Origin of the sequence: Embleya scabrispora DSM 41855 (assembly GCF_000372745.1) — a bacterium.
In the GTDB taxonomy this organism is placed as follows: domain Bacteria; phylum Actinomycetota; class Actinomycetes; order Streptomycetales; family Streptomycetaceae; genus Embleya; species Embleya scabrispora.
In genome coordinates this window covers 64062-90709 of record NZ_KB889651.1, presented here as the reverse complement: position 1 = coordinate 90709, position 26648 = coordinate 64062, and the positions used below count along the sequence as shown (strand labels likewise).

At 71.5% G+C, this 26648-nt stretch carries 22 protein-coding genes and 1 pseudogene; 7 read left to right on the top strand and 16 right to left on the bottom strand.

The genetic code is table 11. From position 1 onward, the window contains the following. Positions 1-153 precede the first annotated feature (153 nt). Positions 154-507, top strand: coding sequence for a VOC family protein (locus tag A3IC_RS0115845; protein ID WP_026218310.1), 354 nt, complete (start codon positions 154-156; stop codon positions 505-507). Between the two features lie 437 nt (positions 508-944). Here the strand turns inward: A3IC_RS0115845 and A3IC_RS0115840 are convergent, their stop codons facing one another. From A3IC_RS0115840 to A3IC_RS0115810, 7 genes are all read right to left on the bottom strand, one after another. Next, a complete protein-coding gene (locus A3IC_RS0115840; protein WP_020551024.1) occupies positions 945-1424 on the bottom strand; it encodes a VOC family protein in 480 nt (159 codons plus the stop codon). Positions 1425-1537: 113 nt separating this feature from the next. Then, positions 1538-2311 carry a copper homeostasis protein CutC gene (locus tag A3IC_RS0115835; protein WP_020551023.1) on the bottom strand — a complete coding sequence of 258 codons (774 nt, stop codon included), beginning with the start codon at positions 2309-2311 and terminating at the stop codon, positions 1538-1540. A gap of 83 nt (positions 2312-2394) precedes the next feature. Then, the gene (locus A3IC_RS0115830; RefSeq protein WP_020551022.1) at positions 2395-3498 is read right to left on the bottom strand and encodes an asparaginase; all 1104 of its coding nucleotides are present in this window, start codon (positions 3496-3498) and stop codon (positions 2395-2397) included. Further along, the gene (locus tag A3IC_RS54705; protein WP_020551021.1) at positions 3495-4358 is read right to left on the bottom strand and encodes an amino acid ABC transporter permease; all 864 of its coding nucleotides are present in this window, start codon (positions 4356-4358) and stop codon (positions 3495-3497) included. The genes A3IC_RS0115830 and A3IC_RS54705 overlap by 4 nt, the downstream gene beginning before the upstream one ends. Next, positions 4355-4999: an amino acid ABC transporter permease gene (locus A3IC_RS0115820; RefSeq protein WP_020551020.1), complete on the bottom strand. Its 645-nt coding sequence runs from the start codon at positions 4997-4999 to the stop codon at positions 4355-4357. The genes A3IC_RS54705 and A3IC_RS0115820 overlap by 4 nt, the downstream gene beginning before the upstream one ends. A gap of 192 nt (positions 5000-5191) precedes the next feature. Next, the gene (locus A3IC_RS0115815) at positions 5192-6157 is read right to left on the bottom strand and encodes a glutamate ABC transporter substrate-binding protein (RefSeq protein ID WP_020551019.1); all 966 of its coding nucleotides are present in this window, start codon (positions 6155-6157) and stop codon (positions 5192-5194) included. Between the two features lie 191 nt (positions 6158-6348). Beyond that, positions 6349-7116 carry an amino acid ABC transporter ATP-binding protein gene (locus tag A3IC_RS0115810; RefSeq protein WP_020551018.1) on the bottom strand — a complete coding sequence of 256 codons (768 nt, stop codon included), beginning with the start codon at positions 7114-7116 and terminating at the stop codon, positions 6349-6351. A gap of 147 nt (positions 7117-7263) precedes the next feature. Here A3IC_RS0115810 and A3IC_RS0115805 point away from each other — a divergent pair, with 147 nt between their 5' ends. After that, positions 7264-8418 (top strand): ROK family transcriptional regulator, encoded by a 1155-nt coding sequence (locus A3IC_RS0115805; RefSeq protein WP_040876686.1) that lies wholly within the window; start codon positions 7264-7266, stop codon positions 8416-8418. Positions 8419-8553: 135 nt separating this feature from the next. On the opposite strand, the gene dnaE is transcribed toward A3IC_RS0115805, so the two are convergent. Further along, positions 8554-12150: a DNA polymerase III subunit alpha gene (dnaE, locus tag A3IC_RS0115800; RefSeq protein WP_020551016.1), complete on the bottom strand. Its 3597-nt coding sequence runs from the start codon at positions 12148-12150 to the stop codon at positions 8554-8556. Between the two features lie 146 nt (positions 12151-12296). Between dnaE and A3IC_RS0115795 the strand changes: the two genes are divergently transcribed. Together A3IC_RS0115795 and A3IC_RS0115790 are read left to right on the top strand one after the other, a co-directional pair. Continuing rightward, positions 12297-13277: a LysR family transcriptional regulator gene (locus A3IC_RS0115795; RefSeq protein ID WP_020551015.1), complete on the top strand. Its 981-nt coding sequence runs from the start codon at positions 12297-12299 to the stop codon at positions 13275-13277. 230 nt (positions 13278-13507) lie between these two features. Next, positions 13508-14095 (top strand): response regulator transcription factor, encoded by a 588-nt coding sequence (locus A3IC_RS0115790; protein ID WP_026218306.1) that lies wholly within the window; start codon positions 13508-13510, stop codon positions 14093-14095. Positions 14096-14186: 91 nt separating this feature from the next. Here the strand turns inward: A3IC_RS0115790 and A3IC_RS0115785 are convergent. From A3IC_RS0115785 to A3IC_RS0115750, 8 genes and pseudogenes are all read right to left on the bottom strand, one after another. Continuing rightward, positions 14187-15917: pseudogene (locus tag A3IC_RS0115785) on the bottom strand (ATP-binding cassette domain-containing protein); the annotation flags it as partial. Next, positions 15914-17764, bottom strand: a complete 1851-nt coding sequence (locus A3IC_RS0115780; protein ID WP_020551012.1) for an ABC transporter ATP-binding protein — start codon at positions 17762-17764, stop codon at positions 15914-15916. The gene A3IC_RS0115780 and the pseudogene A3IC_RS0115785, both read right to left, overlap by 4 nt. Positions 17765-17915: 151 nt before the next feature. Further along, positions 17916-18044 (bottom strand): SapB/AmfS family lanthipeptide, encoded by a 129-nt coding sequence (locus A3IC_RS0115775; protein ID WP_020551011.1) that lies wholly within the window; start codon positions 18042-18044, stop codon positions 17916-17918. Between the two features lie 103 nt (positions 18045-18147). Beyond that, the gene (lanKC, locus tag A3IC_RS0115770; RefSeq protein WP_020551010.1) at positions 18148-20745 is read right to left on the bottom strand and encodes a class III lanthionine synthetase LanKC; all 2598 of its coding nucleotides are present in this window, start codon (positions 20743-20745) and stop codon (positions 18148-18150) included. A gap of 359 nt (positions 20746-21104) precedes the next feature. Next, on the bottom strand, positions 21105-21974 hold the full coding sequence (locus A3IC_RS0115765) for a 5-oxoprolinase subunit C family protein (RefSeq protein WP_020551009.1): 870 nt from the start codon (positions 21972-21974) through the stop codon (positions 21105-21107). Next, a complete protein-coding gene (locus A3IC_RS0115760) occupies positions 21971-22588 on the bottom strand; it encodes a 5-oxoprolinase subunit B family protein (RefSeq protein ID WP_020551008.1) in 618 nt (205 codons plus the stop codon). The genes A3IC_RS0115765 and A3IC_RS0115760 overlap by 4 nt, the downstream gene beginning before the upstream one ends. Beyond that, entirely contained in the window at positions 22585-23349 is a 765-nt protein-coding gene (locus A3IC_RS0115755; RefSeq protein WP_020551007.1) for a LamB/YcsF family protein, read from the bottom strand. The genes A3IC_RS0115760 and A3IC_RS0115755 overlap by 4 nt, the downstream gene beginning before the upstream one ends. After that, positions 23346-24068: a GntR family transcriptional regulator gene (locus A3IC_RS0115750; RefSeq protein WP_020551006.1), complete on the bottom strand. Its 723-nt coding sequence runs from the start codon at positions 24066-24068 to the stop codon at positions 23346-23348. Before A3IC_RS0115750 ends, A3IC_RS0115755 begins: the two co-directional genes overlap by 4 nt. Before the next feature lie 153 nt (positions 24069-24221). Here A3IC_RS0115750 and A3IC_RS0115745 point away from each other — a divergent pair, with 153 nt between their 5' ends. Genes A3IC_RS0115745 through pcp form a run of 3 tightly spaced genes read left to right on the top strand, consistent with a single transcriptional unit; the run spans position 24222 to position 26648 of the window. Next, positions 24222-24983 (top strand): DUF969 domain-containing protein, encoded by a 762-nt coding sequence (locus A3IC_RS0115745; protein ID WP_020551005.1) that lies wholly within the window; start codon positions 24222-24224, stop codon positions 24981-24983. Beyond that, complete coding sequence (locus A3IC_RS0115740; protein WP_020551004.1) at positions 24980-25948, top strand: DUF979 domain-containing protein; 969 nt, start codon at positions 24980-24982, stop codon at positions 25946-25948. The genes A3IC_RS0115745 and A3IC_RS0115740 overlap by 4 nt, the downstream gene beginning before the upstream one ends. Before the next feature lie 55 nt (positions 25949-26003). Then, the gene (gene pcp, locus A3IC_RS0115735) at positions 26004-26648 is read left to right on the top strand and encodes a pyroglutamyl-peptidase I (protein ID WP_020551003.1); all 645 of its coding nucleotides are present in this window, start codon (positions 26004-26006) and stop codon (positions 26646-26648) included.

Here is a 26648-nt window from a genome sequence, read left to right as displayed (position 1 = left end):
GAGGGCGCCGTCGTCGGTGCATCGTCGCGCCACATCAGCGAGGGTGTGCCCGCGCATGGATCCCGCGCATGTCGCCCCCGCCCGCGTCGGCCGTGAGTGCGCTGCTCGCGCGTACTCGGGCATGCCGATCGCTTGTCCTGGCAAGATGGCGACATGGAACGTGTGCTTGGAATCGGTGGTTACTTCATGCGGGCCGCCGACCCGGTGGCCCTGGGCGCGTGGTATCGCGATTGCCTGGGCCTGGACGCCGACGACAACGGCCTGTGGCGTCAGGAAGCCGGGCCGACGGTGATGGCGCCGTTCGAGTCCGAGACCGACTACTTCGGCTCCCGCGCCCAGCAAACCATGATCAACTTCCGGGTGCGCGACCTGGATGCGATGCTCGCTCAACTGCGCGCCAAGGGAGCGGACGTGGCTACGGCGACGCAGGACATGGCGGGCGTCGGTCGCTTCGGCTGGGTCACCGACCCCGAGGGCAATCGCATCGAGCTGTGGCAGCCCGCCTGACTCGTCTTCCTCCGGGCCTGCGCCACGCCCGAGTCGGCCCACCCGAACGCCTTCGCCCACCCATCCGGGACACGACCGATTTCGGTGGCCCGTGGCGAAGGCCGGCCGGTTTCCGCAAGGCGCGGGCGGGCATGCGAACGGGCCCGGTACATGAGGAACGTGTTGAACGTGCTGCTGCCGTAACCGCGATGGAACCGCACGCCGGGACGCAACAGCGGATGCGGCAACACCCGGACGATTCGGGCCGCGTTCGCGGGGTCTTGCGCGAACTCCGCCTCGGGCGGAACAGGTTCGGCCACACGATCGCTCGGCCCGCCGGGTCGGACCGCGCGGCGACGATTCCTGCCGGGCCGATTCCCGCCGTCCGCGCAGCGCGCGCCGACCGGCTCATGCCCCGGGGCGGTGGGCACGATCCGGTCGGCGCATCCGCGACGTCGTCACTCTCCCGCGTACGCCCTGCGCAACGTCGCGATGTCGAGCTTGCCCATCTTCAACATCGCCGCGCTCGCCCGGGTTGCCTTCTCCGGGTCCGGGTCGCCGACCATGTCGATCAGCTCGGTCGGCACGACCTGCCAGGAAACGCCGTACTTGTCCTTGAGCCACCCGCAGGGACCCTCCTGCCCGCCCTCGGACAGCTTGGTCCAGTAGTAGTCCACCTCGTCCTGGTCCGCGCACGGGATCTGGAACGAGACGGCCTCGTTGAAGGTGAACTGCGGGCCGCCGTTGAGACCGACGAACTTCTGCCCGTTGATCTCGAATTCGACGGTGAGCACGGAGCCCGCCGGACCGGGCCCGGCCTCGGTGTAGCGGCCGACCCGGCCCAGCTTGGCGTCCTCGAAGATGGACAGGTAGTGGTTCGCGGCCTCCTCGGCCTGGCCGTCGAACCACAGACAGGTGATGAGTGCCTTGCCCGTCATCGTTACCTCCGGTACTCGGTGTGGGTGGTGTACACGAGTACCGACCTGTTCCGCACGGCAAACTCATCGCTGCCCGGCGAACACGTTTCCCGAGAGGCGCCCGCGTTCGTGCGTCAGTGCTTGCGGGCGGCCTCGACCACGTCGCGGATGCCGTCCGCCGAGGTCACCCGGCGGGCGTACTCCGGCTGGCGCAGCGCGCCGCCCATGTAGGGGTGCGGGTTGCGGTGGGTCGCGGTGCTCTCCAGGACCGCGCCCGCCGCGAAGTGCACCTCGTGCACCCCCGTGGCGGCGAGCACCCGGTCGATGTTGCGGGCGGTGATGCCGCCGCCCGGCATGATCACGATCCGGCCCGCGGCCTGTTCGACCAGACGCGCGATCAGTGGTGCACCCTCCAGCACGCTGCTGTCCTGGCCGGAGGTGAGCACCCGATGCACGCCGAGTTCGATCAGCTCCTCCAGTGCGGCGTGCGGGTCGCGGGTCATGTCGAAGGCGCGGTGGAAGGTGACCGAGCGGTCGCCGGCCGCGGCCAGCAACTGCTCGATCACCGGCCGGTCCAGGTCGCCGTCCGGGGTCAGCGCGCCGATCACCACGCCGTGGGCGCCGGCCGCCCGGATCGCCTCGACGTCCCGGCGCATCGCGGCGACCTCGTACTCGTCGTAGACGAAGTCGCCGCCGCGCGGGCGCACGATGACGTGGACTCGGATCGTGTCGACGGCGGCCAGGGTGGTCTCGATCAGGCCGAGGCTGGGCGTGATGCCGCCCTCGAACAGGTCCGCGCACAACTCGACCCGGTGCGCGCCCACCCGCTCGGCGGCGAGTGCGCCGGGGACGTCGTCGATGCAGATCTCGTAGGTCAGGGCGGGGGTGGGGCCGGCGGTGACGATCATGTCGTGAATCTCCTGGTGGGGCCGAGAACGAGCGAGTGGGTCGGCGGAGCCCCGGACGAGGGCCCGGCTCCGCGGGGGTGACGTCAGGTCAGGCTTGTGCTCACCCGGACCTCGCCGACCGGCAGACCGCCACCCAGCACCGGTACGGACGCCCATTCGTGCGCCGGGGCGGTGTCCACGCCGAGCGTGCGCAACGCGGCCAGCGCGAGCGCGGTGGTCGCCCGCGGGCTGCCGTCGATCACCTTGACGGCGACCGCGTGTCCGGCCGTCGTCGCGGCCACGAACACGCCCTCGGCGCCGCCCTTGACCACGACGCCGGGCAACAGCCGCATCACCTCGGTGTTGGCCTGCCCGTCCCCGCCGACGTACTCCGGGTGTTCGCGCATCGCCTCGGCCACCGTGCGCCCGGGACCGTTCGTCGCGGTGGCCAGCGTGCGCACGCCGCGGGCCAGCCCGGTCAGGGTCATCGCGAACACCGGCGCGCCGCAGCCGTCCACGGCGGTGTGCGCCGTCGACTCGCCCGCCGACTCCTCGATGCCCTCGCGAACCAGCAGTTGCAACGGATGCGCCGGATCGAGGTAGCCGTCGGTCGGCCACCCGGCCGCGACACACGCGGCCAGCATCGCGGCATGTTTGCCGGAACAGTTCATCCGCTCCCGCGAGTCCGCCTCGCCGCGCCCGATCATCGCCTTGTAGGCCGCCTCGTCCTCCGGTCGGCTCGGTGGACACCGCAGCGCGTCGCCGGTCAGGCCGGCCGCCGCAAGGATCTCGCCCACCGCGCGAACGTGGAAGTCCTGCCCGGTATGGCTGCCCGCCGCGATGGCCACGTGCGCCCCGGCCAACGGCGCGCCCGCGCGCAGACAGGCCAGCGCCTGGAACGGTTTGGCCGAAGAGCGCGGTATCACCGCCTCGTTCGGGTCGCCCAGCTCGATGACGGGTCGCCCGTCCGGGGCCAGCGCGACGAGACTGCCGAAGTGCCGGCTCTCCACGAATCCGGAGCGGACCACCTCGGCCAACTCGGCGTAGCGCGGGCTGGGTTCGGGGCGCACGGTGTCCTCCTGGTGCATCGGGTCCTCCGGGTGGAGGTGTTCGCTCGGGTCGACGATCGCGGACGGCACGGCCGCGCCGGGTGATTCGGCCGTCGGCGGTGCCACGTCGGTGCCGGCCGTTCGGCGTGGGGTGGTCACAGCCGGGCGTCCGCGCCGGCGCGGGCCCGCAGCAGGGTTCGCACGCTGCGCCGGCCTGTGGGTCGAAAGCCCTGCCGGGCCTCCAAGGTGCGGGCCAGCTTCGACAGCGACGCGTTGAGCACGATGTAGACGAGGGCGATGATGATGTAGGTCTGGATCAGCAACCGGTTGTAGCTGGCCAACACGCGACCGCTGTACAGCAGCTCGGAATAGCTGACGATGAAACCGAGCGAGGTGTCCTTGAGCAGACCCACCGATTGGCTGACCAGCGACGGCAACAACCGGCGTACCGCCTGCGGCAGCACGATCAGTCGCATGGTCTGTGTGTCGGTCAGGCCGACGGCCAGGCCCGCTTCGCGCTGGCCGCGGTCCAGGGACAGGATGCCCGCCCGGAAGATCTCCGCGAAGACGGCGGACGCGGACACCGACAGAGGCAGCACCAGTTTCCAGAACAGCGGCAGGTCCACGCCGTAGTGCGGCAGTCCGAACAGGACCAGGTAGACGAGCAGCAGCACCGGGACCGTGCGCATCACCTCGATGTAGCCGGTGGCCGACCACCGCAGCGCACGACGTCGGGACAGCCGGCCCAGGGCCAGCACGATGCCGCCGGCCATGGACAGCGCGGTGGCGACGATCGCGGCGCGAATCGTGGCCCACAGGCCCTCCAGCAGGTATCGCCACATCGGCCACGTGGTGTAGGGCCGCCACTTGTCCGCGTCGAGCTGACCGTGGTCGGCGAACCGCCGTACGGCCAGGGCCGACAGCGCGGCGACCGCGACGATGGCCACGATGCCGGCGATGCGCATCCGGCGGCGCGCGATCGGACCGGGCTCGTCGAACAGCACTCGGGACGCGCTCATCGCACGATCGCCACCTTCCGCTCGATCACGCCGGTGAGCAGGCCCGCGACGGCGCAGATGACCATGTAGCCCAGGCCCGCCCCGACGAACACCGGGATGGGCTGGGCCTCCAGCAGGTTGACCCGGTTCGCGGCGGAGGTCAGTTCGACCACGCCCACGGCCGCGGCCAACGAGGTGTTCATGGTCAGCGCGATGAAGATGTTTCCGATCGGCTGGACCACGCCGCGCAGCGCCTGCGGCAGGATCACCAGGCGCAGCGACTGGCCGAAGGTCAATCCCAGCGCCCGGGCCGCCTCGGCCTGGCCGATGGACACCGTGTTGATCCCGGACCGCACCGCCTCGGCGATGTAGGCCGCCTCGTACAGCGCGATCACGATCACCGCGGTGGTGAACAGCGGGAAGATCACCCCGACTTCGGGCAGACCGAAGACGAACAGCACGAGCAGGACCAGCAGCGGGGTGTTCTGGAAGGTCTCCACGTACACGGTGCCCACTCCGCGCAGGGCGGCGACGGGGGACACCCGCAGGGCGGCCACCACGACGCCGATCAGCAGCGCGCCGGCGAAGGAGAGCGCGGTGAGTTCGAGCGTGGTGGTGATGCCGTCGGTGAAGGCGGAGAGATGTCGCAGCACGACATCCATCGGCGATGGCCTTTCGGGAGGGGGCGGGAAGGCACGCGCGGTGGGCGAGCCCGGCTTCGAGGGGAGGCGGGTCGGAGCGGAACTCGGTGCCGGACTCCCGGCCCGAGGTCGCGCCGGGAGGGGCGGCGACTCGGGTCGGGCGCCGGAAGCCGGGTCGGGAGGGCGCGGCGTGTCACCCTCCCGACCCGGGGATCAGGAGCCGGGCACGCCGCCGATCGCGGGCGGCGTCGGCGGGTTGCCCTCGACGACCGTGCCCAGGGTCTGCTTCCAGATCGCCTGCCACGAGCCGTCCTGGCCGATCTTGCGCAGCCAGTCGTTGACGAACGTCTTGAACGCGACGTCGTCGTGCCCGAGTCCGATGCCGTACGGGTCGGCCGTGAACGGCTCGCCGACCACGGTGGTGTCGGGGTTCTGCTTCACGTCCGCGACCAGGAGCGCCTGGTCCTGGACGTACGCGTCGCCGCGGCCCTGGCGCAGCGCGGTGACACACTCCGGGTCGCTGCCGAAGGTGACCACCTTCGCGTCCGGTGCGACCTGCTTGATCGCGGCGATGGCGGGCGTGTTGGCGCCCGCGATCACGGTCTTGCCGTTCAGGTCGGCCGGGACCTTGATGCCGCCGGCGCCCTTCTTGACCAGGATGGCCTGGCCCGACGAGTAGTACGGGCCCGCGAACGCGACCTGTTCGGCCCGCTTGGGGGTGATCGTGTAGGTCTGGAAGACCACGTCGACGGTGCCGTTCTGCAGCAGCGCCTCGCGGGTCTCGGTGGCCGAACTGACGATCTTCACCTCGGGCTTGCCGATGATGTACTTGGCGAGCAGCCGGCCCATCTCGGCGTCGAACCCGTCGGTCTTGCCGGATATCGGGTTGAGCTGCGACCACAGCGGGGCGTCCTGGGAGCCGCCGACGATCAGGTAGCCGCGCGCCTTGATCTTGGCCATCGTGGAGTTGGGCAGGATCGTGCTGTCCGGGGCGACGTCGGCCTTCTTGGCGACGTCCTCGCCGGCGGGCTTGGCGCCGCCGGGCACGTCCGAGGAGGATCCGCCGGAGCAGGCGGCCAGCGCGGTCAGGGACAGCGCCGCGAGGACCGCCGGGACGGCGGTGCGCAGGCGACGCGGGGAAGCGGCGGCGCGCGGGCGACGCAGGGGGAAGCCGGACATCGGGGCCTTCCTTCGCAGGTGAGGGTAGGGGGACGAGGGCGTACGGGGCCGGGGAGCGGAGCGGTTGTCCCGACGCTCGGCGGTTCGGTGCTGCGATGGGCCGGGGTTTCGCCGGCCCGGTGACCCGGATGACCGGGGGTCGTTTGACCCGGGCCCGTGGACGGCCCGGCGGGCGCCGGGCTCCGGGTGCGTCAGTGGCTGAGCACCTTGGACAGGAAGTCGCGGGCGCGGTCCGTGGTCGGTGCGGTGAAGAAGGTTTCGGGCGTGCCGACCTCGACGATCTGTCCGTCGGCCATGAAGACCACCCGGTCCGCGGCGCGGCGGGCAAAGCCCATCTCGTGCGTGACCACGACCATGGTCATGCCCTCGCGGGCCAGGTCGACCATCACGTCCAGGACCTCGTTGACCATCTCCGGGTCCAGCGCGCTGGTCGGTTCGTCGAAGAGCATCACCTTGGGCTGCATGGCCAGCGCCCGGGCGATGGCCGCGCGTTGCTGCTGGCCACCGGACAGTTGTGCCGGGTAGTGGTCCGCCTTGTCGGCGATGCCCACCCGGTCCAGCAGCGCCCGGGCCTGCCGGTCCGCGTCGCCCGCGGACAGGCCCTTGACCCGGATCGGCCCGAGCGTGACGTTCTGCAACACGGTCTTGTGCGCGAACAGGTTGAACTGTTGGAAGACCATGCCCACTTCGGTGCGCAGCCGGGCCAATGCCCGACCCTCGGCGGGTAGTTCCTCCCCGTCCAGCAGGACCACGCCGGAATCGACGTTCTCCAGCCGGTTCAGACAGCGGCACAGCGTCGATTTGCCCGCGCCGGAGGGGCCGATCAGCACGACCACCTCGCCTGCGGCGACGGTCAGGTCCACGTCGGTCAGCACGCGGACCGCCCCGAACGACTTGTTGATGGCGCGCGCCTCGACCATGGGCGTCAGTACGGCGGAAGAGGGCGACGTGGACTTCATCAACGCTCCATCTTTGTTCGGAATCGAAGTTTCGTGTGACAGTAGAAGCGAAATTCGAAGGAAGTCAATGCCTTGCTGGATATTACCGGGTGTGCTATTCCTGTCACTGCCGTACCGCAGCAGGTGTGCCTCGAACGGAGTGGGACGTTGGCTGGAAGCGCGGGTGACCTGGTGCGACTGGTGGCCAAGGGGCACGGTCGATCCCGGGCGGAACTCGCCCGATTGAGCGGCATGGCCCCGTCGAGCGTCTCGCTGCGCGTGGAGGAACTCATAGACGCGGGGTTGCTGCGCGAGGACGGCGAGGGCGCCTCCCGGGGCGGCCGGCGCCCCCGACAGCTACGCCTGCACGAGAACGCGGGCGTGGTGGTGGCCGTCGACGTGGGCACCCACCACCTGCGGATGGCGGTCCTGGACCTGGCCGGCCGGGTGCTCCTGGAGCACGAACTCCCCGGCGACATCACCGAAGGACCCGAGCGGGTGAGCGAACGCCTGCTGGAACACATCCGGATGACGCTTCGTCAGGCGACCGTCGAAGAGCTGCCACTGCTCGGCGTCGGCATGGGCATGCCCGGCCCGGTCGACCCGGCCGCCGCCAAGGTGATCGCGCCGTCTCGGATGCCCGGCTGGAACGAGTACCCGATCGGCCGCCGGATGAGCGAACTCCTCGGCGTACGCGTGGTGGTGGAGAACGACGCCAATCTGATGGCGGTGGGCGAGCACCGCTACGGCTGGCCGGATCGGGACAACCTGATGGCGGTCAAGGCCGGCACCGGGATCGGCTGCGGCATCATCGCGTCCGGGAAGCTGCACCGCGGGCGCGGCGCGGCGGGCGACATCAGCCACGTCCCGGTCCATGTCCCCGAACCGGTCACCTGCTCGTGCGGACACTCCGACTGCCTGGAGGCACACGCGAGCGGCGCGGCACTGCGCCGCACGCTGCGTGCCCAGGGCATCGAGGTCTCCTCGTCGCGCCAACTGGTCGAACTGGTCAACGACGGCGTGCCCGAGGTGACCACGCTGGTCCGCAATGCCGGCCGGCTGGCCGGCCAGGTGCTCACCCCGCTGGTGAACTTCTTCAACCCGGACGTGCTCGTCCTCGGCGGCGGTCTCTCCGCGGCCGAGCCCTTCGTCGCCGCCGTACGCGGCGCGATCTACGAACGCTGCCTGCCGCTGGCCACTCGCGACCTGGAGATCGCCACCGCCGTCACCGGCCGGGACGCGTGCATGCTGGGCGCGGGCGCGCTGGTCCTGGACGAGGTCCTGGCCAGCGAATGGGTGGACGACACCCTGTCGGCGCGCTGACCGGGGCGAGCCCGCGCCAACGCACCCCGCCCGGCCCCGCCCCCGGCCCGCGCCGCTCTGCCTGCCCTGTCCGCGTTGCCGGCCGCCCGCGCCGGAATCCGTGAACGCGGAGGGCCCGCGTGGCGAGGGCCTCCCTCATGTGCCGCCCACCCAGGACTCGGCTCCGAAGGCGCCCTTGACCTCGGAGGCGAGGGCGGCTGCGTCGACCTTGGCGGCCAGGGCGTAGACGGTGGTCTTGTGCACGCCGCGAACGGTGAGGTGGACCGGGCTGTCTCCCGGGTGGGCGGCGAGGATCCGTTTGAGTTCGGCCACCGACCGTTCGGTGATCCGGTGGGCGGGGAGGGCGAGGCGGACGGGGGGTTTGCCGCCGTGCTCGGCGGAGGACACGTCCAGCACCGTCACCTCCCGGCCGAAGATGTTCGGGGTTCCGTCCCGGTTCTCGATTCGGCCGGTGACCGAGACGGCATGGTCCTCGGCCAGTGCGTGCCGGACGAGTCGGTAGACGGCGGGGAAGAACAGGACCTCGATGCCGGCGTCCCGATCCTCGAGGTCGACGATGGCCCACGCGTTGCCCTGCTTGGTCGTCTTGAGGTGCACACCGGTGATCAGTCCGGACAGTCGGACGTCCCCGGACCCGCGCTCGGAGGCGAGCAGCGCGGCGATGGTGCAGTCCCGCGCGGCGGAGAGGATGTGCTCGGCCCCGTCCAGCGGGTGGGCGGAGACGTACAGTCCCAGCATCTCGCGTTCGGTGGCCAGGAGTTGCCGGCGTGGCCACTCGGCGTCGTCGATCGGGAAGTGCAGGCCGAAGGCGGGCCCGTCGCCGTTTGCCGCGCCCGCGTCGGCGAAGAGATCGTCCTGACCGAAGCTCGCCGCCTTCTTCACCGGGATGAACGCGTCGATGGCGTCCTCGTGCACGGCGGCCAGGCCCTTGCGCGAATGCCCCAGCGAGTCGAACGTGCCCGCCTTGATCAGGGAGTCCACCGCCCGCTTGTTCAAAGCGGGCAGGTCCGCCTTGCTCAGGAAATCCGCGAAGGAGACGAACTTCCCCTTCCGCCGCCGGGCTTCCACGACGGCCTCGATGACGTTGTCGCCGACGTTGCGCACCGACCGCAGCCCGAACCGCACATCGTCACCGACGGCGGTGAACTCCGCGACCGACTCGTTGACATCGGGTGCGAGTACCCGCACGCCGTTCTTGCGCGCGTCGGCGAGGTAGACCGCCGCCTTGTCCTTGTCGTCGCCGACGGACGTGAGCAGCGCGGCCATGTATTCGGCCGGGTGGTTGGCCTTGAGGTAGGCGGTCCAGTACGAGACGAGGCCGTAGCCGGCGGTGTGGGACTTGTTGAACGCGTAGCCGGAGAAGGGGAGCATGACGTCCCACAGCGCCTTGATCGCTTCCTCGCCGTAGCCGTTGCCGCGCATGCCGTCGTGGAACTTGTCCCATTCCGCGGCGAGCACTTCCGGCTTCTTCTTGCCCATCGCGCGGCGCAGCAGGTCGGCGCCGCCCAGGGTGTAACCGGCCAACTCCCGGGCGATGGCCATGATCTGCTCCTGGTAGACGAGCAGGTGGAAGGTGTTCCCGAGGATCGGCTCCAGGGCGTCGCGCAGTTCGGGGTGGATCGGGGTGATCTCCTGGCGGCCGGTCTTGCGGTGCGCGTAGTTGGTGTGCGCGTTCGCCGCCATGGGGCCGGGACGGTACAGGGCGTTGACCGCGGCGATGTCCTCGAACCGGGTGGGCTCCATCTGCCGCAGCAGGACGCGCATGCCGCCGCCGTCGAGCTGGAAGACGCCGAACGTGTTGCCCTCGGCCAGCAACCGGTACGTCCTGGCGTCGTCCAGAGGGATCACGACGGTCGACGGATTGCCGTCCAGCGGGTCGACGGTGGCCAGCTCGATGCCCCGGTTCTCCCGGATGTTCTCGATGGCCTGGTCGATGACACCCAGGTTCCGCAGGCCCAGGAAGTCCATCTTGATCAGGCCCATCGCCTCGCACGAGGGGTAGTCGAACCCGGTGATCCGCACGCCGTCCGAGGCGCGCATGTGCAGCGGGATCCGGTCGGTGAGTCTGGTCTTGGACAGGATCACCGCCGCGGCGTGCACGCCGGTGCCGCGGATCAGGCCCTCGACTCCGCGCGCGGTGTCCAACACCCGCTTGACGTCCTGCTCGTCGTCGTACATGCGGCGCAGTTCGCCGGCTTCGGCGTACCGCTCGTGGGAGGCGTCGAAGACGGCGGCCAGCGGGGCGGGCTTGCCGTTGTGGTCCGGTGGGAGTGCCTTGGTGATGCGCTCGCCGTGGGAGTAGGGGTACCCCAGGATGCGCGCCGAGTCCTTGATCGCGTTCTTGGCCTTGATCCTGCCGAACGTGTTCACCATGGCGGTGTACTCGTCGCCGTACTTCTCGGTGACGTAGCGCACCATGCGCTCGCGTTGGCGATCGTCGAAGTCGAGGTCGACGTCGGGCGGGTTGATCCGCTCGGGGTTGAGGAACCGCTCGAAGAGCAGACCGTGTTCCAGTGGGCACAGTTCGGTGATGCGCGTGGCGTAGGCCACGATGGAGCCGGTGGCCGAGCCGCGCCCGGGGCCGAGCGGGATGCGATTGTCCCGGGCGTGCCGGCAGATGTCGGCGACGACCAAGAAGTACGAACTGAAGCCCATCGGGCCGATGACCGACATCTCGGTCTCGAAGCGGTCCACGACATGCGCCGGGATCGGATCCCCGTAGCGCATCGCCAGCCCCTTGAGGACTTCCCTGCGCAGCCAGGACTCCTGGCTCTCGCCCGCCGGTACGTCCGGGAAGTGCGGCATCTCGTCGACGTAGTCGAAGACGTCGTCGTAGGACTCGACGCGTTCGGCGATCAGCAGGGTGTTGTCGCAGGCTTCGGGTAGTTCCGCGAACAGGATGCGCATCTCGGCGGCCGACTTGAGGTAGTAGCCGGAGCCGTCGAAGCGGAAACGTTTGGGGTCGTTCTTGTCCTTGCCGACCCCGATGCACAACAGACTGTCGTGCGCGTCGGCCTGGTCCTCGGTGACGTAGTGCGCGTCGTTGGTGGCCAGGAGCGGGATGCCCACCTCCTTGGCCAGGCGCAACAGACCGTCGCGGACGTCGCGTTCGATGGCCAGGCCGTGGTCCATCAACTCCAGGAAGTAGTTCTCCGGGCCGAAGATCTCCCGGTACGCCGCGGCGGCGGCCTTCGCCTCGTCGTACTGGTTCAGCCGCAGGCGGGTCTGCACCTCGCCGGACGGGCAGCCGGTCGTGGCGATGATGCCGTCGGGCCGCTGCGCGATCGATTCCCGGTCCATGCGCGGTTTGCCGGCCGGGAACTGGCCTTCGTAGTTGGCCTGGGTGCCGAGCCGGAACAGGTTCCGCAATCCTTGGACGTCGCGCGCCCACATGGTCATGTGCGTGAAACGACCGCCGCCGGAGACGTCCTTCGAACCCTCGCCGTCGTTGCCGACGGCGCGTCGGCCACCGGGCCCCCAGAACTCCTGCTTCCGGGAGAACCGGGACGAGGGCGCCACGTACGCCTCGATGCCGATGATCGGCTTGATGCCGGCGAAACCCTTCGCGACCCGGGCGAACTCGTGGGCGCCGAACATGTTGCCGTGGTCGCTCATGGCGATCGCGGGCATCCCCAGCCGGGCGACCTCGCCGAACATCGGCCCGAGCTTCTGGGCACCGTCGAGCATCGAGTATTCGGTGTGATTGTGCAGGTGGACGAAGGAATCCGGCACGAGTGTGTCATCTCCGAGGCGAGAGGGGGCGCCCTTCGTGAAACCGAGCGTTGACCGGAGACATCAAATCGAGCATGACGTAATGGGATCAAACAACTATCTCACCCACAATCCACAACCATCGGTTGTGCGTCTAGCATGGCGGCGTGGATATCGCCGCCGTGCGCACTTTCGTCGCCGCCGTGGACGCGGGACGGTTCCAGTCGGCCGCAGCCCGGCTGTCGATCACCCAGCAGGCCGTCTCCAAGCGCGTCGCGGCGCTGGAGAAGGATCTCGGTGTGCAGTTGTTCGTGCGCACCGCGCGAGGAGCACAATTGACCATCGACGGGCAGGTGTTCCTGCCGCACGCCCGGGCTCTGCTGCTCGCCGCGGAGCAGGCCGCCGCCTCCGTGCGTCCGGGGCGGCGCGCGCTGCGCGTCGACGTGGTCGGCCGCCGGCTCGCCCCGGCCGGACTGGTGCGCGACTTCCACCGCGCGCACCCGGAGATCGGGCTCGACGTGGTGACCCTCTTCGGCGCCGACGCGGCCGTGGACGCCGTACGGTCCGGCGTCATCGACGCGACCCTGCGTGCCGTCACCATGCCCGGTCGGCAACTGCCCGACGGCGTCGAGGCGACCCCGGTCCTGGACGAGCCGCTTCGGCTGTTCGTCGGCCCCACCCACGAGTTCGCCACCGCCCGCGCGGTCGAGCTTGCCCGACTGGTCGGCCATCGGATCTGGATGCCGGGCAACATCCGGGGCACCGAGTGGACCGCCTACTACGACGAACTCGGCGCCGCGTTCGGGCTCACCATCGACACGATCGGCCCCGACTTCGGCATCGAGGCGCTCCTCGACACGATCGCCGACTCGTCGACGCTGGCGACCTTCCTCACCGACCGAACGCCACTCGTCTGGCCGGTCGGCCACGACCTGCGGCTCATCCCGCTGTGCGATCCGACCCCGATCTACCCGCACTCGCTGCTCTGGCGCACGGACAACCCGCACCCCGCGCTCACCGCGCTGCGCGACCATCTCACCGCCGCGGCACCCGACGACCCGGACGGCGAGACGTGGGCGCCGAGTTGGGCCCGAACCCGGCGCTGCGGTCCGACGCGTCGGCCCAAAGGCGCCGGGCCCCGTCGGTAGCCCCCGCCCGCGCGCCGATCCGCACCGGAAGCTCCGGCCGGGCCGGCGGCACCGCGTGATCGAGAGCGGCCCCGAGCGGTCGTGGTTCGACAGGAAGTGCGAGCGAGGGATCCAAACGTCGCACAAACGCATCATTCGATTACAGGTTGTGGTGTAAGTCGTGGGGCGGGGTAGCTATCGAGGTGCTCGACGGGCAACTTCGGGACGTCGGCGTCGGTTGGGAGCGAACAATGATCCGCGTTCTCTTGGTGCACGACACGGAATTGATGCGATCGGCGCTGACCGCGCTGCTCGATCGCGAGGAGGACATCGAGGTGGAGGCCGATAGTTGGGACGGCGCACCGAATCGGGCCCGGTGCCAACGTCCGCACGTCTGTGTGGTGGACGTGGACTGTCCCGGGTCCGTGCAATTACCGCGACGCCCGGTCGACCCGGACTGTGCCCTGCTCGTCCTGGCCACCACCTCGCGGCCGGGCAGCCTGTGTCGCGCGGCCGAGGCCAAGGCTTTGGGCTTCGTGGACAAGGACGCCCAGCCGCCGCAACTGCCGCGCGCGATCCGGTTGGTGGCCGCCGGTCGGCGCTACGTGGACGGGTCGCTCGCGCTCGATCTGCTGCGCGCCGCGAGTGCCCCGCTGACCCCACGCGAGATACGGGTGCTGACGCTGGCCGCCGAAGGGGCGTCCGCTCCTGAGATAGCCCGCAACCTGCGGCTCAGCATCGGCACGGTACGGAACTACATGTCCGCGATCACCCGCAAGACCGGAGCCCGCAACCGGATCGACGCCATCCGGATCTCGCAGGACGCCGGCTGGGTATAGAACGGCCCTGTCGGATCCGGGCGCACCCCAGCCCGGATCCCGACCACGTGAGCACCCCCGACGCCCCGCCACCGCCCCGACGCCCGGCTCAGATTCGCTCGGCGTGCCAGTCCCCGACCAGATCCCGGTACAGCGACGAGCGCTCCAGGAGTTCGTGATGCGTCCCGCACACCGCGTGCACGCCGTCCAGGACCAGCACCCGGTCCGCCCGTCGGGCCGAACTGATCCGATGCGCGACCACGATCAGCGTCCCGGGCCGCTGCGCGAAGGCTTGTTCGGCGCGCCGTTCGGCGACCGGATCCAGATGACACGTGGCCTCGTCCAGCAAGACCAGGGGCGCCGGTGACAGGTGGGCCCGGCCCAGCGCGATCAACTGCCGCTCGCCCTGGGACAACGACGCCGGGTCCACCGGCGCGTCGAGGCCACCCAGTCGATCGATCAGCGGCAACAGGCCCACCGCGTCCGCCGACGCGGTCAACGCCGATGTGGACGCGCCGTCCGGACACAGGTAGTGCAGGTTCTCCCGGACGCTGCCGGTGAACACGTACGCCTGCTGCGGGATGAGCACCCGCAGCCGGGACGGGTCACCGCCGACCGGGCGGACCGGCCGGCCGTCCACGTACACCTCGCCCCGGTCCGGTGCGAGCACACCCGCGACGATGGCCGTCAGCGTCGACTTGCCGATCCCGCTGGGACCGACCACCACGAGGTGCTCACCGGGTTCGACGCTCAGGTCCAGATCGCGCAACACCGGCGCCGCGCTCGGTCCGTACGCGAACGTCACGCGGTGCAGCCGCACGCGCGGCGGCCCGCCGGACGCGCCGGTCGAGCCGGCCACGCGTCGCGCTGCGGCCGGAGTGACCGTCGGCCCCGCGGTGAGCCGATCCAGGACCACGAGCAGTCGGGTGCCGGCCGCGCCGAGCGCGTGCATCAACGTGTGCAGCGCCGGCAGCAGTGCCTGGGTGAGGTAGGTCAGCGCACCCAGCAGCGCACCCGCGGTCAGGCCCCGATCGAGCAGCCAGGGCGCGGTCACCAACAGCAGCAGGACCGGCAACTGCCCGGCCACCCCCAGCGCGATCGCCCGCGCGCCGGCCCACCGGGCCAACGACCGCGCCGCGCGCGCCTCGGCGTCGATCAGCGCGTGCGTGCGGGCCGCGACCGAATCGTGTGCGCCGCCCGCCAGTACGTCGCGCAGGCCCGTCGCCACCATCCCGAGTCGGGCGGACAGCGCCTCGTCGGCGTCCAGGAAGGCACGCTGGCGCGCGGCCATCGGTGCCAGCGTGGCCAGGAAGAGCCCCAGTCCCAGCACCAGCGGCGGCACCACCACGACCAGCAACTCCGGTGCCAGTGCGGCCAGTCCGAACAATGCGCCGAGCGCGGTGAAGACGAACGAACGGGTCACCAGGACCAGTCCGGCGAAGCTGTCCCGGGCGATCTCGCTCTGGTTGGTCAGGCGGGAGACCACCGCGCCGTCCGCCGCGCGCGCCGGCGCGTCGATCGCCTCGACCAATGCGCCGGCCGCCACCCGCCGGACCAGCCCGTCGCGCAGCGGCTCGACCAGATCGGCCAGGCCGCGAAAGGTTCCGCCCGTGGCCGACCCGCCGAGGACGATCGCCACTGCCGCAACGGCCAGCCAGACCAACCCGATTCCGGTGTGCCCGGCCAGAAAGCCGCGATCGAGGGCCATCGCCACGCCGTAGCCGCCGAGGAACGTCTGGGTCGACTCCAGCAGCGACCAGCCCGCGAGCCGGACCAGGACCCACCTGCGCCGGGCCAGGAAACGCCGGGCCAACACCGGAACCCGGGATCGACCGGCCTTCACCGGGCCTCCCCGACGGAGTCCGGCGCGGCCCCGGCAGCCGATCCGTCGGCAGTCTCATCCGGATCGGCGAACGCCGCCCGGTAGCCCGGGTCCTCCCGGGCACCCGGCACCTCGCCCGGATCCGCGAACACCGCCCGGTAGCCCGGGTCTTCCCACAGCACCTCGTGCGTGCCCAACGCGCGCACCCGGCCGTCCTCCAGCCAGACGACCCGGTCGGCCCGCGCCGCGGAGGAGGCTCGGTGGGCGATCAGCAGTCGGGTGCCCGCGCGGACGTCCCGGACCAGCGCCCGACCGACCCGCAGTTCGGTGACACTGTCCAGGCTCGACGTGGCGTCGTCCAGCACGAGCAATCGGCCTGCGTGCGCGAACGCGCGTGCCAGGCCGAGGCGTTGCAGCTCGCCGCCGGAAAGCGGCGCGGTGTCCAGCGGCGCCGCGTAGCCCTTCGGCAGGAGCCGGATGAAGCCGTCGGCGCCGGCTGCCTCGGCGGCGATCTCGATCTCGCCGGGGGAGCAGGCGTAGGGGCCGAAGGCGATCGCCCCGGCGATCGTGTCGCCGAACAGGGCCGGTCGCTCGAAGGCGTACCCGACCTCCCGACGCAGCCGTTCCGGGGCGATTCGGGCCAGCGGTACACCGTCCAACAGCACCGTGCCCGCGTCCACGTCGGTCAGTCGTCCGGCGACCGCGGCGAGTGTGGACTTGCCCGCACCGGAGTGCCCGACCACGGCCGTGGTGGTGCCGCCCGGCACGATCAGGTCCACGTCGCGCAGTACCGGCGTGCCGTCCCGGACGACGGTGACCCCGCGCAGTTCGAGCCGACCCGGGCCGTCCACCGGAAGCGGGTCGGTGCCCGACCGCATCGAAGGCACGGCGAGCAACTCGGCGGTGCGGCGGCCGGCGGCGCGGCTGCGTACGAGGGCGTTGATCTGCCCGACGACGGCGCCCAGACCGGCGGCCAGCACGGCGTAGCGCGAGGCGGCGAGCAGTTCGCCGACGGTCAGGTCGCCGTGGGTCAGTCGTACTCCGCCGACCGCCAACACCGCGGTGGTCAGCAGCGGTACCAGGATTCCGGCGCCGGCCATGGCCCGTCCGTAGACGTGCCACATCCGCCTGCCCTGGTTGCCCAGTTCCGGCAACGGCGCCAGGATCCGCTCGAGTTCGCGTGCCGAGCTGCCGGCGGCGGCGATCGTGCGCGCGCCGCCCAGCGCCTCGACGAGCCGGCCGGCGATGTCCGCCTGCACGCGCTGGTAGCGGGTCACGCTGTCCGAGGTGTCGCGGACGAAGGCGCGCAGCAGCCAGGCCAGCAGCGGTAGACCCGCCAGGAAGACCGCGAACAGCCGGATGTCGATCAACGCGAGTGCGATCAGGCCACCGAGCGGTACGAAGAGCGTGGCCACGCCGTTTGCGGCCGTGACGGGAGCGGTACTCGCCTCGGCGACGTTGCCGGTGAGCCGGGTGACCAGGTCGCCGGGAGTGCAGCGCTCGGCGGCGCGGTGCGGGGCGAGGGACAACACGTGGTCGATGCCGAGCCGGCGCAGCCAGGCGGCGGTCCGGGCGGTGATGATCCCGCCCAGGAGCGCCTCCGATGCGTCGAAGACGACCTCGGCGACGATCAGGATCGCGCACAGGGCGACCGCGCGGCGCGCGCCGGCGGCGTCGTCGAGGAGCAGGTCGAGCGTGTGGCCCAGGACGGCGGGCAGCGCGATCGCGACGGCGGCGGAGCCGGCGCTGCAGCCGAACGCGGCCGCGGTGCGCCCCGCGCTGTGCCGCACGGCACCGATCAGGAGCCGGCCGGTGCCGTCGGTGGGCGCTTGTTCGGCGCGGTCGGCGGTCCGGCGCGTGGCGGCCATGTGCTGCGATTCCTCGCCTCCGGGTACGGGATCGGTCCTGAGTCCGCTCTGAGGGCGTACTTTCGAGAGCAGCGGTCCCGGGCGGAATGCCGCCGCCCGGGACCGCGTGGAACTCGTCACTTCGGGGAGGTCATCCCCGGGAGTGGGTGGGTCAGTTGCAGGTGACCAGGCTCAGGCTGCTGTTGCCGCACAGGAGCAGGCTGGCGCGGCTCCCGCCGCCACCGCCGCCGAACTCGGGGGCCTCGTCGGTCTCCAGCGCCTGCAGGTCGAGAAGTGCCATGATGATCGTTCCTCTCGGTAGTGGTGCTCGGTCGTTCGGGATGGTGCGCCGGCCCCCGAAACGGCGGGCCGGTCCTGCTTCGATCCCCGTGAAGGAATCGGCTTCAGGGCCGCGGTGGCGGCGGGAGGAAGGGCAGTTGCACGGGTCGGTCGTGCAGGGCGCTGCCCAACGCGAGCAGGCAACCGGCGGTGCCGGTGCTCAGGTCCATCGACAGGCGCATCATCTGCTCACCGGCGAAGGCCAGTCGGCCCCGGTAGGGGACGGCGCCCCAGGACAGTGACTCGATCTGCCGACGGATGTCGTCCGGTTCGGTGCCGGGTCCACCGGTGCCGGTGCGACTCAGGTGCAGCACCATGCCCGCGGCACCGCGGAACAGGCCGGGCTGGGCGTAGAATTTGGCCTGCGCGGCGCGGACGATCTCGATGCGGGCCCGCTCGAACTCGGCGTCGGAGCGGTGTGCGAGGTAGTCGTCGAGGACCATCCCGATACCCACGCTGCCCGCACCCAGGTAGGGCATCGTGCGTTTGCCCTCGTCGACCTGGAGGGTGCCGCCGATCGCGACCACGCAGCGGGCCAGGTCGGCCCGCAGCGCCTCGGCGGCGGCGTCCAACAGGGCCGGATCACCCAGCCGTTCGTACAGTCGCAGGTGCAGCAGCGCGCTGCCGGTGGCGCCGTGCAGCAGCCCGGCCCGGGCCGGCGCGGGACCCGTACGGGCCCGGTCGGCGAGCTGCTCGGCGCAGGCCGACGCGTGGGTGTGCAGGCCGCGTTCGCCGGTGGAGCAGGCCAGCGCGTCCAGGGCCAGGCCGAGGCCGGCCAATCCGCTGTGCAGGTCGGATCCGAGCGTGCGCCGGTCCTGCGCGAGGATCGTGTCGACCAGGTCCAGGGCGCGTTCCCGGTGGCCGAGCCGGTCCAGTGTCCAGGCGACGCCGGACAGGCCGTCGTAGAAGCCGATCGGGTTGCCGGACGGCAGGTTCTTGGTGCTGCGCAGCAGCCATTCCTCGGCCGCCGGGAGCGGTTCGGCACCGGTCTCGCCCAGCGCGTACAACACACCGGCCGCGCCGTACCCGAAGTTCGCGCCGCCGCCGGGTACGGCGAACTGGGCGATGTCGCCCGGGAAACAACGATCCTCGCGGTCCGGGGTGGCGGACGCGTGGATCGCCCGGGCCATCGAGTCGCGGCTGTTCGGCCAGTCGTCGAGGTCGACCGGGAGGTACGCGTGCGTCGGCCGCGGCCGACGCGGTGCCGGCGACGCCGTGTCCGGGGCCTCCTGCGGGTGGTACCCGCGCAGGATCTCCTCGACCGCCGCGTCCAGCCAACCCGCCGGAATCGGGAACTGCTCGGCGGCGATGCGGGCCAGGTGCCGGGCCTTGTTCCGATCCACCGCGAACAGGCTGGTGAGTGGCAGGAACAGGGCGATCCGCAGACAGGCGAGGGCGTAGCGGTCCACGTCGGCGCCACGCCGGTCGCGCGGGGCGACGAAGCCCGGGTTGGCGACCACCTGGCGACCGCTCGCGTCGTCGACGGCGGCGGCCTCGAAGTCGAGCAGCGTCACCGCGCTCTCGTCCTCGGACATCATGATGTTGAACAGGTGCAGGTCGTTGAAGACCACGCCGCGGGCATGGATCTGCGCGATCGCGTTCTCCACGAGTGTGTACACGCGCATCGCCCACTGGGTGTACTCGGCCAGGAGCTCGGGCGAGGGATCCGCCTCGATCAGCGGATGCCGGTGGGCGAAGAACGTGTTCAGTGGACTGCCCTGGATGAACTCCAGCACCAGGAAGCGGTGTTCGCCGAGGCTGAACCAGTCGTGCACCTCGGGTGTGCAGGCGAGCCCGCTCAGCCGGCGCAGCGCGTCGCGCTCGCGCTCCAGGCGGGTGACCGCGTCCGCGCCGTCCGCGGCGAGCCCGGCGTGCGGGCGGGCCTCCTTGAGGACGACCTGCTCGTCGGTGCGCAGATCCCGGCCGATGTAGACGCCGCCGCCGTTGGAGAAGTGCAGCGCGCGCTCGATCTTGTACGGGAGTTCGCCGACGGTGGTCGCGGCACGGGCGGCCAGGTGCGGGCCCAGGAAGGCGGGCGGGTCGAGCCACGGCGGCAGCCGGAAGGTGGGCTCGCGACGGTCGGGGACCAGGGTGCCGGTGTCGTCCTCGATCGCGGGACACAGTTCGCCGCGCTCGTCGTGGCAGTTGCGTTCGGTGAAGCTGCCGTACCGCAGGTAGACCGGTCCCTCGCCCCAGCGCAGGTCGCTGAGGATGTACGGGCCGGGCTCGCCGGCCAACAGTGCGGCCAGGTCCGTCGCGACGCGCTGACACTCCCCGTCGTCGGCGGGGTAGACGGTGACGAACTTTCCGCTCCCGGCCCGGTCGGCGTACTTGGCGTTGCGGGTGTGCAGCAGGTACGGGCTCGGCATGCACTTGAAGGCGATGCCGCGCGGGACGCAGTAGTCCCAGACCGCGGCGAGTACCTTCTCGGCGTTGCCCAGGCACGCGGAGACGTGGATCTTCCACCCCTGGGCGGGCAGCGGGCACTCGGCCGGGCGGAAGGCGAGCCAGTCGCCGGAGCTGTGCCGCCGCCAGCCGTCCGGGAGTTCGCGGCGCGTGGTCCGGTAGGACGCCGCCGGACCGCTCTCGTCCGTGCGGAGTCGGTGCGGCGCGTCGTAGAACGTCCGATCGGCGTCGCAGTAGACCGCGTACCCCTTGTTCATCGCACTCCCATTCCCGTTGGCCGGGTGCCGTTGGGAACATTGCCGGCGCAGCGGAGCGGCCGGCAGTCGCAATCGTCACGAAACCGCCATGAGGAACGCACGGGTCCGCACGTGAGGAACTCACGGGCGCGGCGGCGCGTCGCAGGTCGGCAGGTCGGCAGGCAGGTGCGGTCGTGGGTGTGGGCGCGGTCGTGGGGCGCGGGGTGCCGGGAGTCCCGGCTGACTCCCGTGCACAGAGGTCGCGTTCGGCGGGTGGGCGCGACCGTGGCGGGAGCGTGTTGGGCCGGTCTTCGGCGACTCCCGCCCACAGCGGTCGCGTCGCCGATCGGCGGCCGGCGCGGCGAGGGTTTCGCGGTGGGTCAGTGCGCCGTGACGGTGAAGCGGACCGGGGTGCCGGGGACCGCCTGGGCGGCGAGGGCCAGGTGTTCCTCGGGGACCACGCCGATCACCGGGTAGCCGCCGGTGACCGGGTGGTCGGCCAGGAACAGCACCGGTCGGCCGTCCGGAGGCACCTGTACCGCCCCCAACACCATTCCCTCGCTGGGCAGTTCGTCCGTGCGTGCCCAGCTCAGCGCGGGCCCGTCGGTGCGCAGCCCGATCCGGTTGCTCGCCGAGGCCACCGTGTAGCGCGCGGCGCCGAGCGAGGCCGGGGTGTCGGAGGTGAACCAGTCCCGGCGCGGGCCGAGGACCAGCGGCAGCACGAGTTCGGTGGGTGGTCCCGGTCGACGGGACACGTCCGCGTCCGGCGGGGTGGGGCCGGTCGGCTCGCCCAGCGCGAGCACGTCGCCGTCGGCCAGCGGCGCCGGCCCCAGCCCGGAGAGCAGGTCGGTGGACCGGCTGCCCAGGACGGGTTCGACCGCCACGCCGCCGGCGAAGGCCAGGTAGCCGCGCAGGCCGGCGGTGGCCGGGCCGACGTCGAGCACGGCACCGGCCGGGATCCGGATCGCCGCGCCCCACGCCACCGGGCGGCCCTGTACCCGGACCGTGCAGGGTGCGCCGACCACCGCGGCCACGGTGGTCGCGCGCACCCGCACGGCGGTGCCGGTCAAAGTGGTCTCCAGGGTCGCCGCGTCGGGCGGGTTGCCCACCAGGCGATTGGCGAGCCGGTGCGCGGGTTGATCCAGCGCGCCGGAGCGGGGCACGCCCAGGTGCGCGAACCCGGCTCGGCCCAGGTCCTGCACGGTGGTCAGGGCGCCGGCCCGGACCACCTCGACCGCGCGCGTGCTCATCGGCCCTCCGGCACGAAGTGCACCCGTACGCCCGGTGCGAACAGCGCGGCGGGCTCGCGGGCGGCGTCCCACAACACCGCGTCGGTGCTGCCGACCAGTTGCCAACCGCCGGGCGAGGAGCGCGGGTACACGCCCGCGTACTCGCCCGCCAGCCCCAGCGAGCCGACCGGTACGGCGGTGCGCGGAGTGGCCCGGCGGGCCAGGTGGTAGCGCTCGGGCAGGCCGGTGAGGTAGCCGAATCCGGGTGCGAAGCCGCAGAAGGCGACCCGGAAGGTGATCCCGCCGATGATCTCGGGGACGCGCTCGACCGGCACCCGCCACAGGTCGGCCACCTCGGCCAGGTCCGGCCCGTCGTAGCGGACCGCGATCTCGATCAGCTCGCCCGCCTCGGCGGACAGCGGCGGGACGCGCCAACGAGGGACGTCGGCGGCCAGCGCGGCGGGATCCGCGAGCCCGTCCAGCAGCACGGTGCGTGCCGCCGGGACGATCTCGCGAACCGTCGGGAGGGTTCCCGCGGCGCGTCGACGCAGCAGTTCGGCGTGCAGCGCCTCGGCCCGGTCGGCCGTGTCCACCTCCAGGAGCAACGCGTGTCGGCCCACCGGCAGGGCCCTCACGCGAACGGCTCCAGGGACACGTCGGCGGCCAGCAGCGCGCGGCGGATCCGCAGCGCCAGCTCGGCCGCGCCCGGGGTGTCGCCGTGCAGACACAGCGACCGGGCCGAGACGGCGACCCGCTCTCCCGTGATGGCGACGACGGCGCCCTCACGCGCCATCGTCAGTGAGCGGGACACGACCCGGTCGCCGTCCCGGACGACGGCTCCGGGTTCCCCGCGCGGCACCAGGGTGCCCTGCGCGGTGTATGCGCGGTCCGCGAACGCCTCGCGTACACAAGGAAGCCCCGCGGACTCGGCGGCTTCGAGCAGGCGCGAGCCGGGCAGCCCCAGGACCGGCAGCGCATCGCCGGCCAGGAGCACGCCGGCGACCACCGCGGCGGCCTGGTCCACGTCCCACACCGTGCGGTTGTACAGCGCGCCGTGCGGCTTGACATAGGCCACCCGGGCGCCGGCGGCGCGCGCGAAGACCTCCAACGCGCCGATCTGGTAGGCGACTTCGGCGGCCAGCTCGGCGGCGGGCACGTCCATCGCGCGGCGGCCGAAGCCGGCCAGGTCGCGATAGGAGACCTGCGCGCCGATCCGTACGTCGCGCTCGGCGGCCAGATCGCAGACCCGACGCATCGTGGCCGGATCCCCGGCATGGAATCCGCACGCGACGTTGGCGCTGGTCACCACGGACAGCAGTGCCTCGTCGTCGGTCAGCGTCCAGCGGCCGAAGCCCTCGCCCAGGTCGGCGTTGAGGTCGATCACGGTGGTGTTCATGCGCCGTCCATGCGCATCGCGGTGCAGATCATCTCGCACGCGTCGTCCAGGTAGCGCTCCAGCACCAGCGCCGCGCCGGGGGTGTCGCCGGCCGCGAGCAGGTCGACGATCCGCCGGTTGCGGCGCAAGAACGGTTCGTGCAGCGCGCGCGCCGAGGGCATGGCCAGGAAGGCCAGCCGCAGTTCGGCGATCAGCCGGGTCATGTACTCGTCCAGGCGCGGACTGCCCGCGAGGGCGACCAGGGCCCGGTGGAAGCGCAGGTCGGCGGTGCCGACCTCGGGCCAGTCGCCGGCGTCGGCCGCCGCTTCGCCGCCGGCGACCGCCGTGTGCAGTGCGGCCAGGCGCTCGGGGTCGGCCGTGGCGGCGGCCCGCAGGCCGGTGTCCTCCAACGCTCGGCGGACCGCGTATATGTCGGTCACGTCGTCGGGGTCGAGCATGCGGACGAAGACGCCGCGATTCATCTCGTGCACGACCAGGCGGCCGTCGACCAGGGAGCGGAACGCCTCGCGCAACGTGTTGCGGGAGACACCGAGGGCGGCGCCCAGGGCCTGTTCGGACAGTCGGGTGCCGGGTGGCAGCGCGCCCTCGGCGATCCGGTCCCGCAGCACTTCGGCGACGCGCTGTGCGGTGCCCGAGCGGCCGAGCAGGTCGCGGTCGGCGGCAAGGCGTCCCAGCGTGTCGTCGGCGACAGACCGGGCGAGGTCGACGTCTTGGCCCATGTGGGGTCCCCCAGAATGCGACGAGCGGTGCGGGAGGAGTAGATCAAGATCCCGTACCGTTCACAAGGTCTTGTGGGATTGTTCAACAATAGCTTAGCCTCCTCGGCACCTCCTCGTCCCCCTGTTCGAGGACCCGAGCGTGGAAGGCTGCGCATGATTGTGCTCCTCGGCGTCCTATTGGTGATCGTAGGGTTCGCCACTCGACGCAACCCCCTGCTGGTGGTGGGTGTCTCCGGCGTGGCCACCGGCCTGCTCGGTGACCTGTCACCGCGCGAAGTGCTCGCCGCCTTCGGCAACGGCTTCGCGTCCAGCCGGGGCGTGACGATCTTCGCGATCACCCTGCCGGTGATCGGGCTCCTGGAACGCAATGGCCTCCAGGAGCAGGCCCGGACCCTGATCGCGCGGTTCGGCAAACTCACCACCGGGCGCTTCCTGGTGTTGTACCTGGGTCTGCGCCAGGTCACCGCCGCCGTCGGCCTGGTCAGCCTGGGTGGACCGGCCCAGACGGTACGTCCGCTGGTGGTCCCGATGGCCGAGGGCGCCGCCGAGCGCAGCCACGGACCGCTGCCGGACAAGACCCGGGAGAAGATTCGTTCGCATGCCGCGGGCGCCGACAACGTCGGCCTGTTCTTCGGCGAGGACTGCTTCCTGGCGGTCGGTTCGATCCTGCTGATCACCGGTTTCGTGAACACCACGTACCACCAGCACATCGAGCCGCTGCACGTGGCGCTGTGGGCGATTCCCACCGCCGTCTTCGCGTTCCTCATCCACGGCGGCCGACTGCTGCGGCTGGACCGCACGTTGGCCCGCGAGTTCGCGGCGGTCGCCGCCGCCGGGCCGCCCGCCGAAACCGCCGCCGCGTCCGCCGTCGCAGATCCCATGGCCGGCGCCGTCGCCGAGGGGAAGCTCAAGTGATCAAGGTCGAGTGGTTCTTCTGGCTCGTCGGCGCCGTCTTCCTGGTGATGGCCGCGCAGATGCTCGTGGACCGCAGCAATCCCAAGCGGTTCGGCAGCGCCGCGTTCTGGGGCCTGCTCGGCGCCGGATTCATCTACAGCACCCGCGTCGTGGAGAAGACCTCCCCGGCCGAACCGCTGGGCGTGGCCGTGTTGGTGATGGTGTGTCTGGCCGGCTTCGGCTTCACCGGCAAGGGCACCGTGCACAGCACCGATCGCGAGCAGCGCGTCGCCATCGCCGCCCGACTCGGCAGCCGCCTGTTCATTCCGGCACTGACCATCCCGGTGGTGGCGATGGTGTGCGCGGTGATCGTGAAGAAGTGGCACATCGGCTCCGAACCGGTCCTGCAAAAGGGCAGCGAGACCCTCCTGGGCCTGGGCATCGGCGCTATCGTCGCGCTCGTGGTCGGCATGCTCGTGGTCCGCGAGAAGCGGATCAGTGTGCCGATCCACGAGGGCCGCTCGATGCTGGAGGCGATGGGCTGGGCGCTGCTGCTGCCGCAACTGCTGGCCACGCTCGGCTCGATCTTCCAAGTCTCGGGGGTCGGCAAGCAGGTCGGCGTGCTCACCTCGAAGGTGTTGCCGGACGGCAAAATCTACGTCGCGGTGATCGTGTACTGCCTGGGCATGTTCCTGTTCACCATGATCATGGGCAACGCCTTCGCCGCGTTCCCGGTGATGACCGCGGCGATCGGCTGGCCGGTGCTGGTGGTCGAGGGCGGCGGCGACCCGGCGGTCGTGCTCGCACTGGGCATGCTCGCCGGCTTCTGTGGCACGCTGTGCACTCCGATGGCGGCCAACTTCAACATCGTGCCCGCGGCCCTGTTGGGGCTCAAGGACCAGTACGGGCCGATCAAGGCGCAACTGCCCACCGCGGGCGCGCTGCTCGTGGTCAACATCGGCATCATGTCGGCCTTCGCCTTCTGAGCCCGCGCTCGCCCCACCCCTCCCCGTCGCTCGGCCGCCCCAGGAGAGAACTGCCATGACCCGCGTACTCGTCACCGGATTCGACACCTTCGCCGGCGAGGCCACCAACCCCTCGTGGGAGGCCGTCCGTCTGCTCGCGGACGCGCCCGAGCCGGGCCTCGCGGTGACGGTGGTCAAGCTTTCCTGCGTGTACGGGGTCGCGCTGGAGGAACTGCGGGCGGCCGTCGAGCGGGTCGATCCCGACCTGGTGCTGTGCGTGGGCCAGGCCGGCGGCCGGCCGGACGTGACCGTGGAGCGGGTCGCGATCAACATCGACGACGCCCGGATCCCGGACAACGCCGGCCGGCAGCCGATCGACACACCGATCGCCGAGGCGGGCCCCGCCGCGTACTTCGCCACGCTGCCGGTCAAGGCGTGCGTGGCGGCGGCCCGCGAGGCCGGCGTGCCCGCATCGGTGTCCCAGACGGCCGGCACCTTCGTCTGCAACCACGTCTTCTACGGCCTGATGCACCTGCTCGCCACCGAACGTCCCAGCACCCGCGGCGGCTTCGTGCACGTCCCGTTCTCCTCCGACCAGGCCACCGACCGGGTGGCCCCCTCGCTCCCGCTGCCCACGATCGCCGCCGGCCTGCGCGCCATCATGACCACGGCCGTCACCCGCATCGACGACATCTCCGCCCCGGGCGGCGCCACCCACTGA

Excerpts from the sequence above, each read along its gene's own strand:
- A3IC_RS0115845 (WP_026218310.1), top strand. The coding sequence starts at position 154 with ATGGAACGTGTGCTTGGAATCGGTGGTTACTTCATGCGGGCCGCCGAC.
- A3IC_RS0115840 (WP_020551024.1), bottom strand. The coding sequence starts at position 1,424 with ATGACGGGCAAGGCACTCATCACCTGTCTGTGGTTCGACGGCCAGGCC.
- A3IC_RS0115835 (WP_020551023.1), bottom strand. The coding sequence starts at position 2,311 with ATGATCGTCACCGCCGGCCCCACCCCCGCCCTGACCTACGAGATCTGC.
- A3IC_RS54705 (WP_020551021.1), bottom strand. The coding sequence starts at position 4,358 with ATGAGCGCGTCCCGAGTGCTGTTCGACGAGCCCGGTCCGATCGCGCGC.
- A3IC_RS0115820 (WP_020551020.1), bottom strand. The coding sequence starts at position 4,999 with ATGGATGTCGTGCTGCGACATCTCTCCGCCTTCACCGACGGCATCACC.
- A3IC_RS0115815 (WP_020551019.1), bottom strand. The coding sequence starts at position 6,157 with ATGTCCGGCTTCCCCCTGCGTCGCCCGCGCGCCGCCGCTTCCCCGCGT.
- A3IC_RS0115810 (WP_020551018.1), bottom strand. The coding sequence starts at position 7,116 with ATGAAGTCCACGTCGCCCTCTTCCGCCGTACTGACGCCCATGGTCGAG.
- A3IC_RS0115790 (WP_026218306.1), top strand. The coding sequence starts at position 13,508 with ATGATCCGCGTTCTCTTGGTGCACGACACGGAATTGATGCGATCGGCG.
- A3IC_RS0115780 (WP_020551012.1), bottom strand. The coding sequence starts at position 17,764 with ATGGCCGCCACGCGCCGGACCGCCGACCGCGCCGAACAAGCGCCCACC.
- A3IC_RS0115775 (WP_020551011.1), bottom strand. The coding sequence starts at position 18,044 with ATGGCACTTCTCGACCTGCAGGCGCTGGAGACCGACGAGGCCCCCGAG.
- lanKC (WP_020551010.1), bottom strand. The coding sequence starts at position 20,745 with ATGAACAAGGGGTACGCGGTCTACTGCGACGCCGATCGGACGTTCTAC.
- A3IC_RS0115765 (WP_020551009.1), bottom strand. The coding sequence starts at position 21,974 with ATGAGCACGCGCGCGGTCGAGGTGGTCCGGGCCGGCGCCCTGACCACC.
- A3IC_RS0115755 (WP_020551007.1), bottom strand. The coding sequence starts at position 23,349 with ATGAACACCACCGTGATCGACCTCAACGCCGACCTGGGCGAGGGCTTC.
- A3IC_RS0115750 (WP_020551006.1), bottom strand. The coding sequence starts at position 24,068 with ATGGGCCAAGACGTCGACCTCGCCCGGTCTGTCGCCGACGACACGCTG.
- A3IC_RS0115745 (WP_020551005.1), top strand. The coding sequence starts at position 24,222 with ATGATTGTGCTCCTCGGCGTCCTATTGGTGATCGTAGGGTTCGCCACT.
- pcp (WP_020551003.1), top strand. The coding sequence starts at position 26,004 with ATGACCCGCGTACTCGTCACCGGATTCGACACCTTCGCCGGCGAGGCC.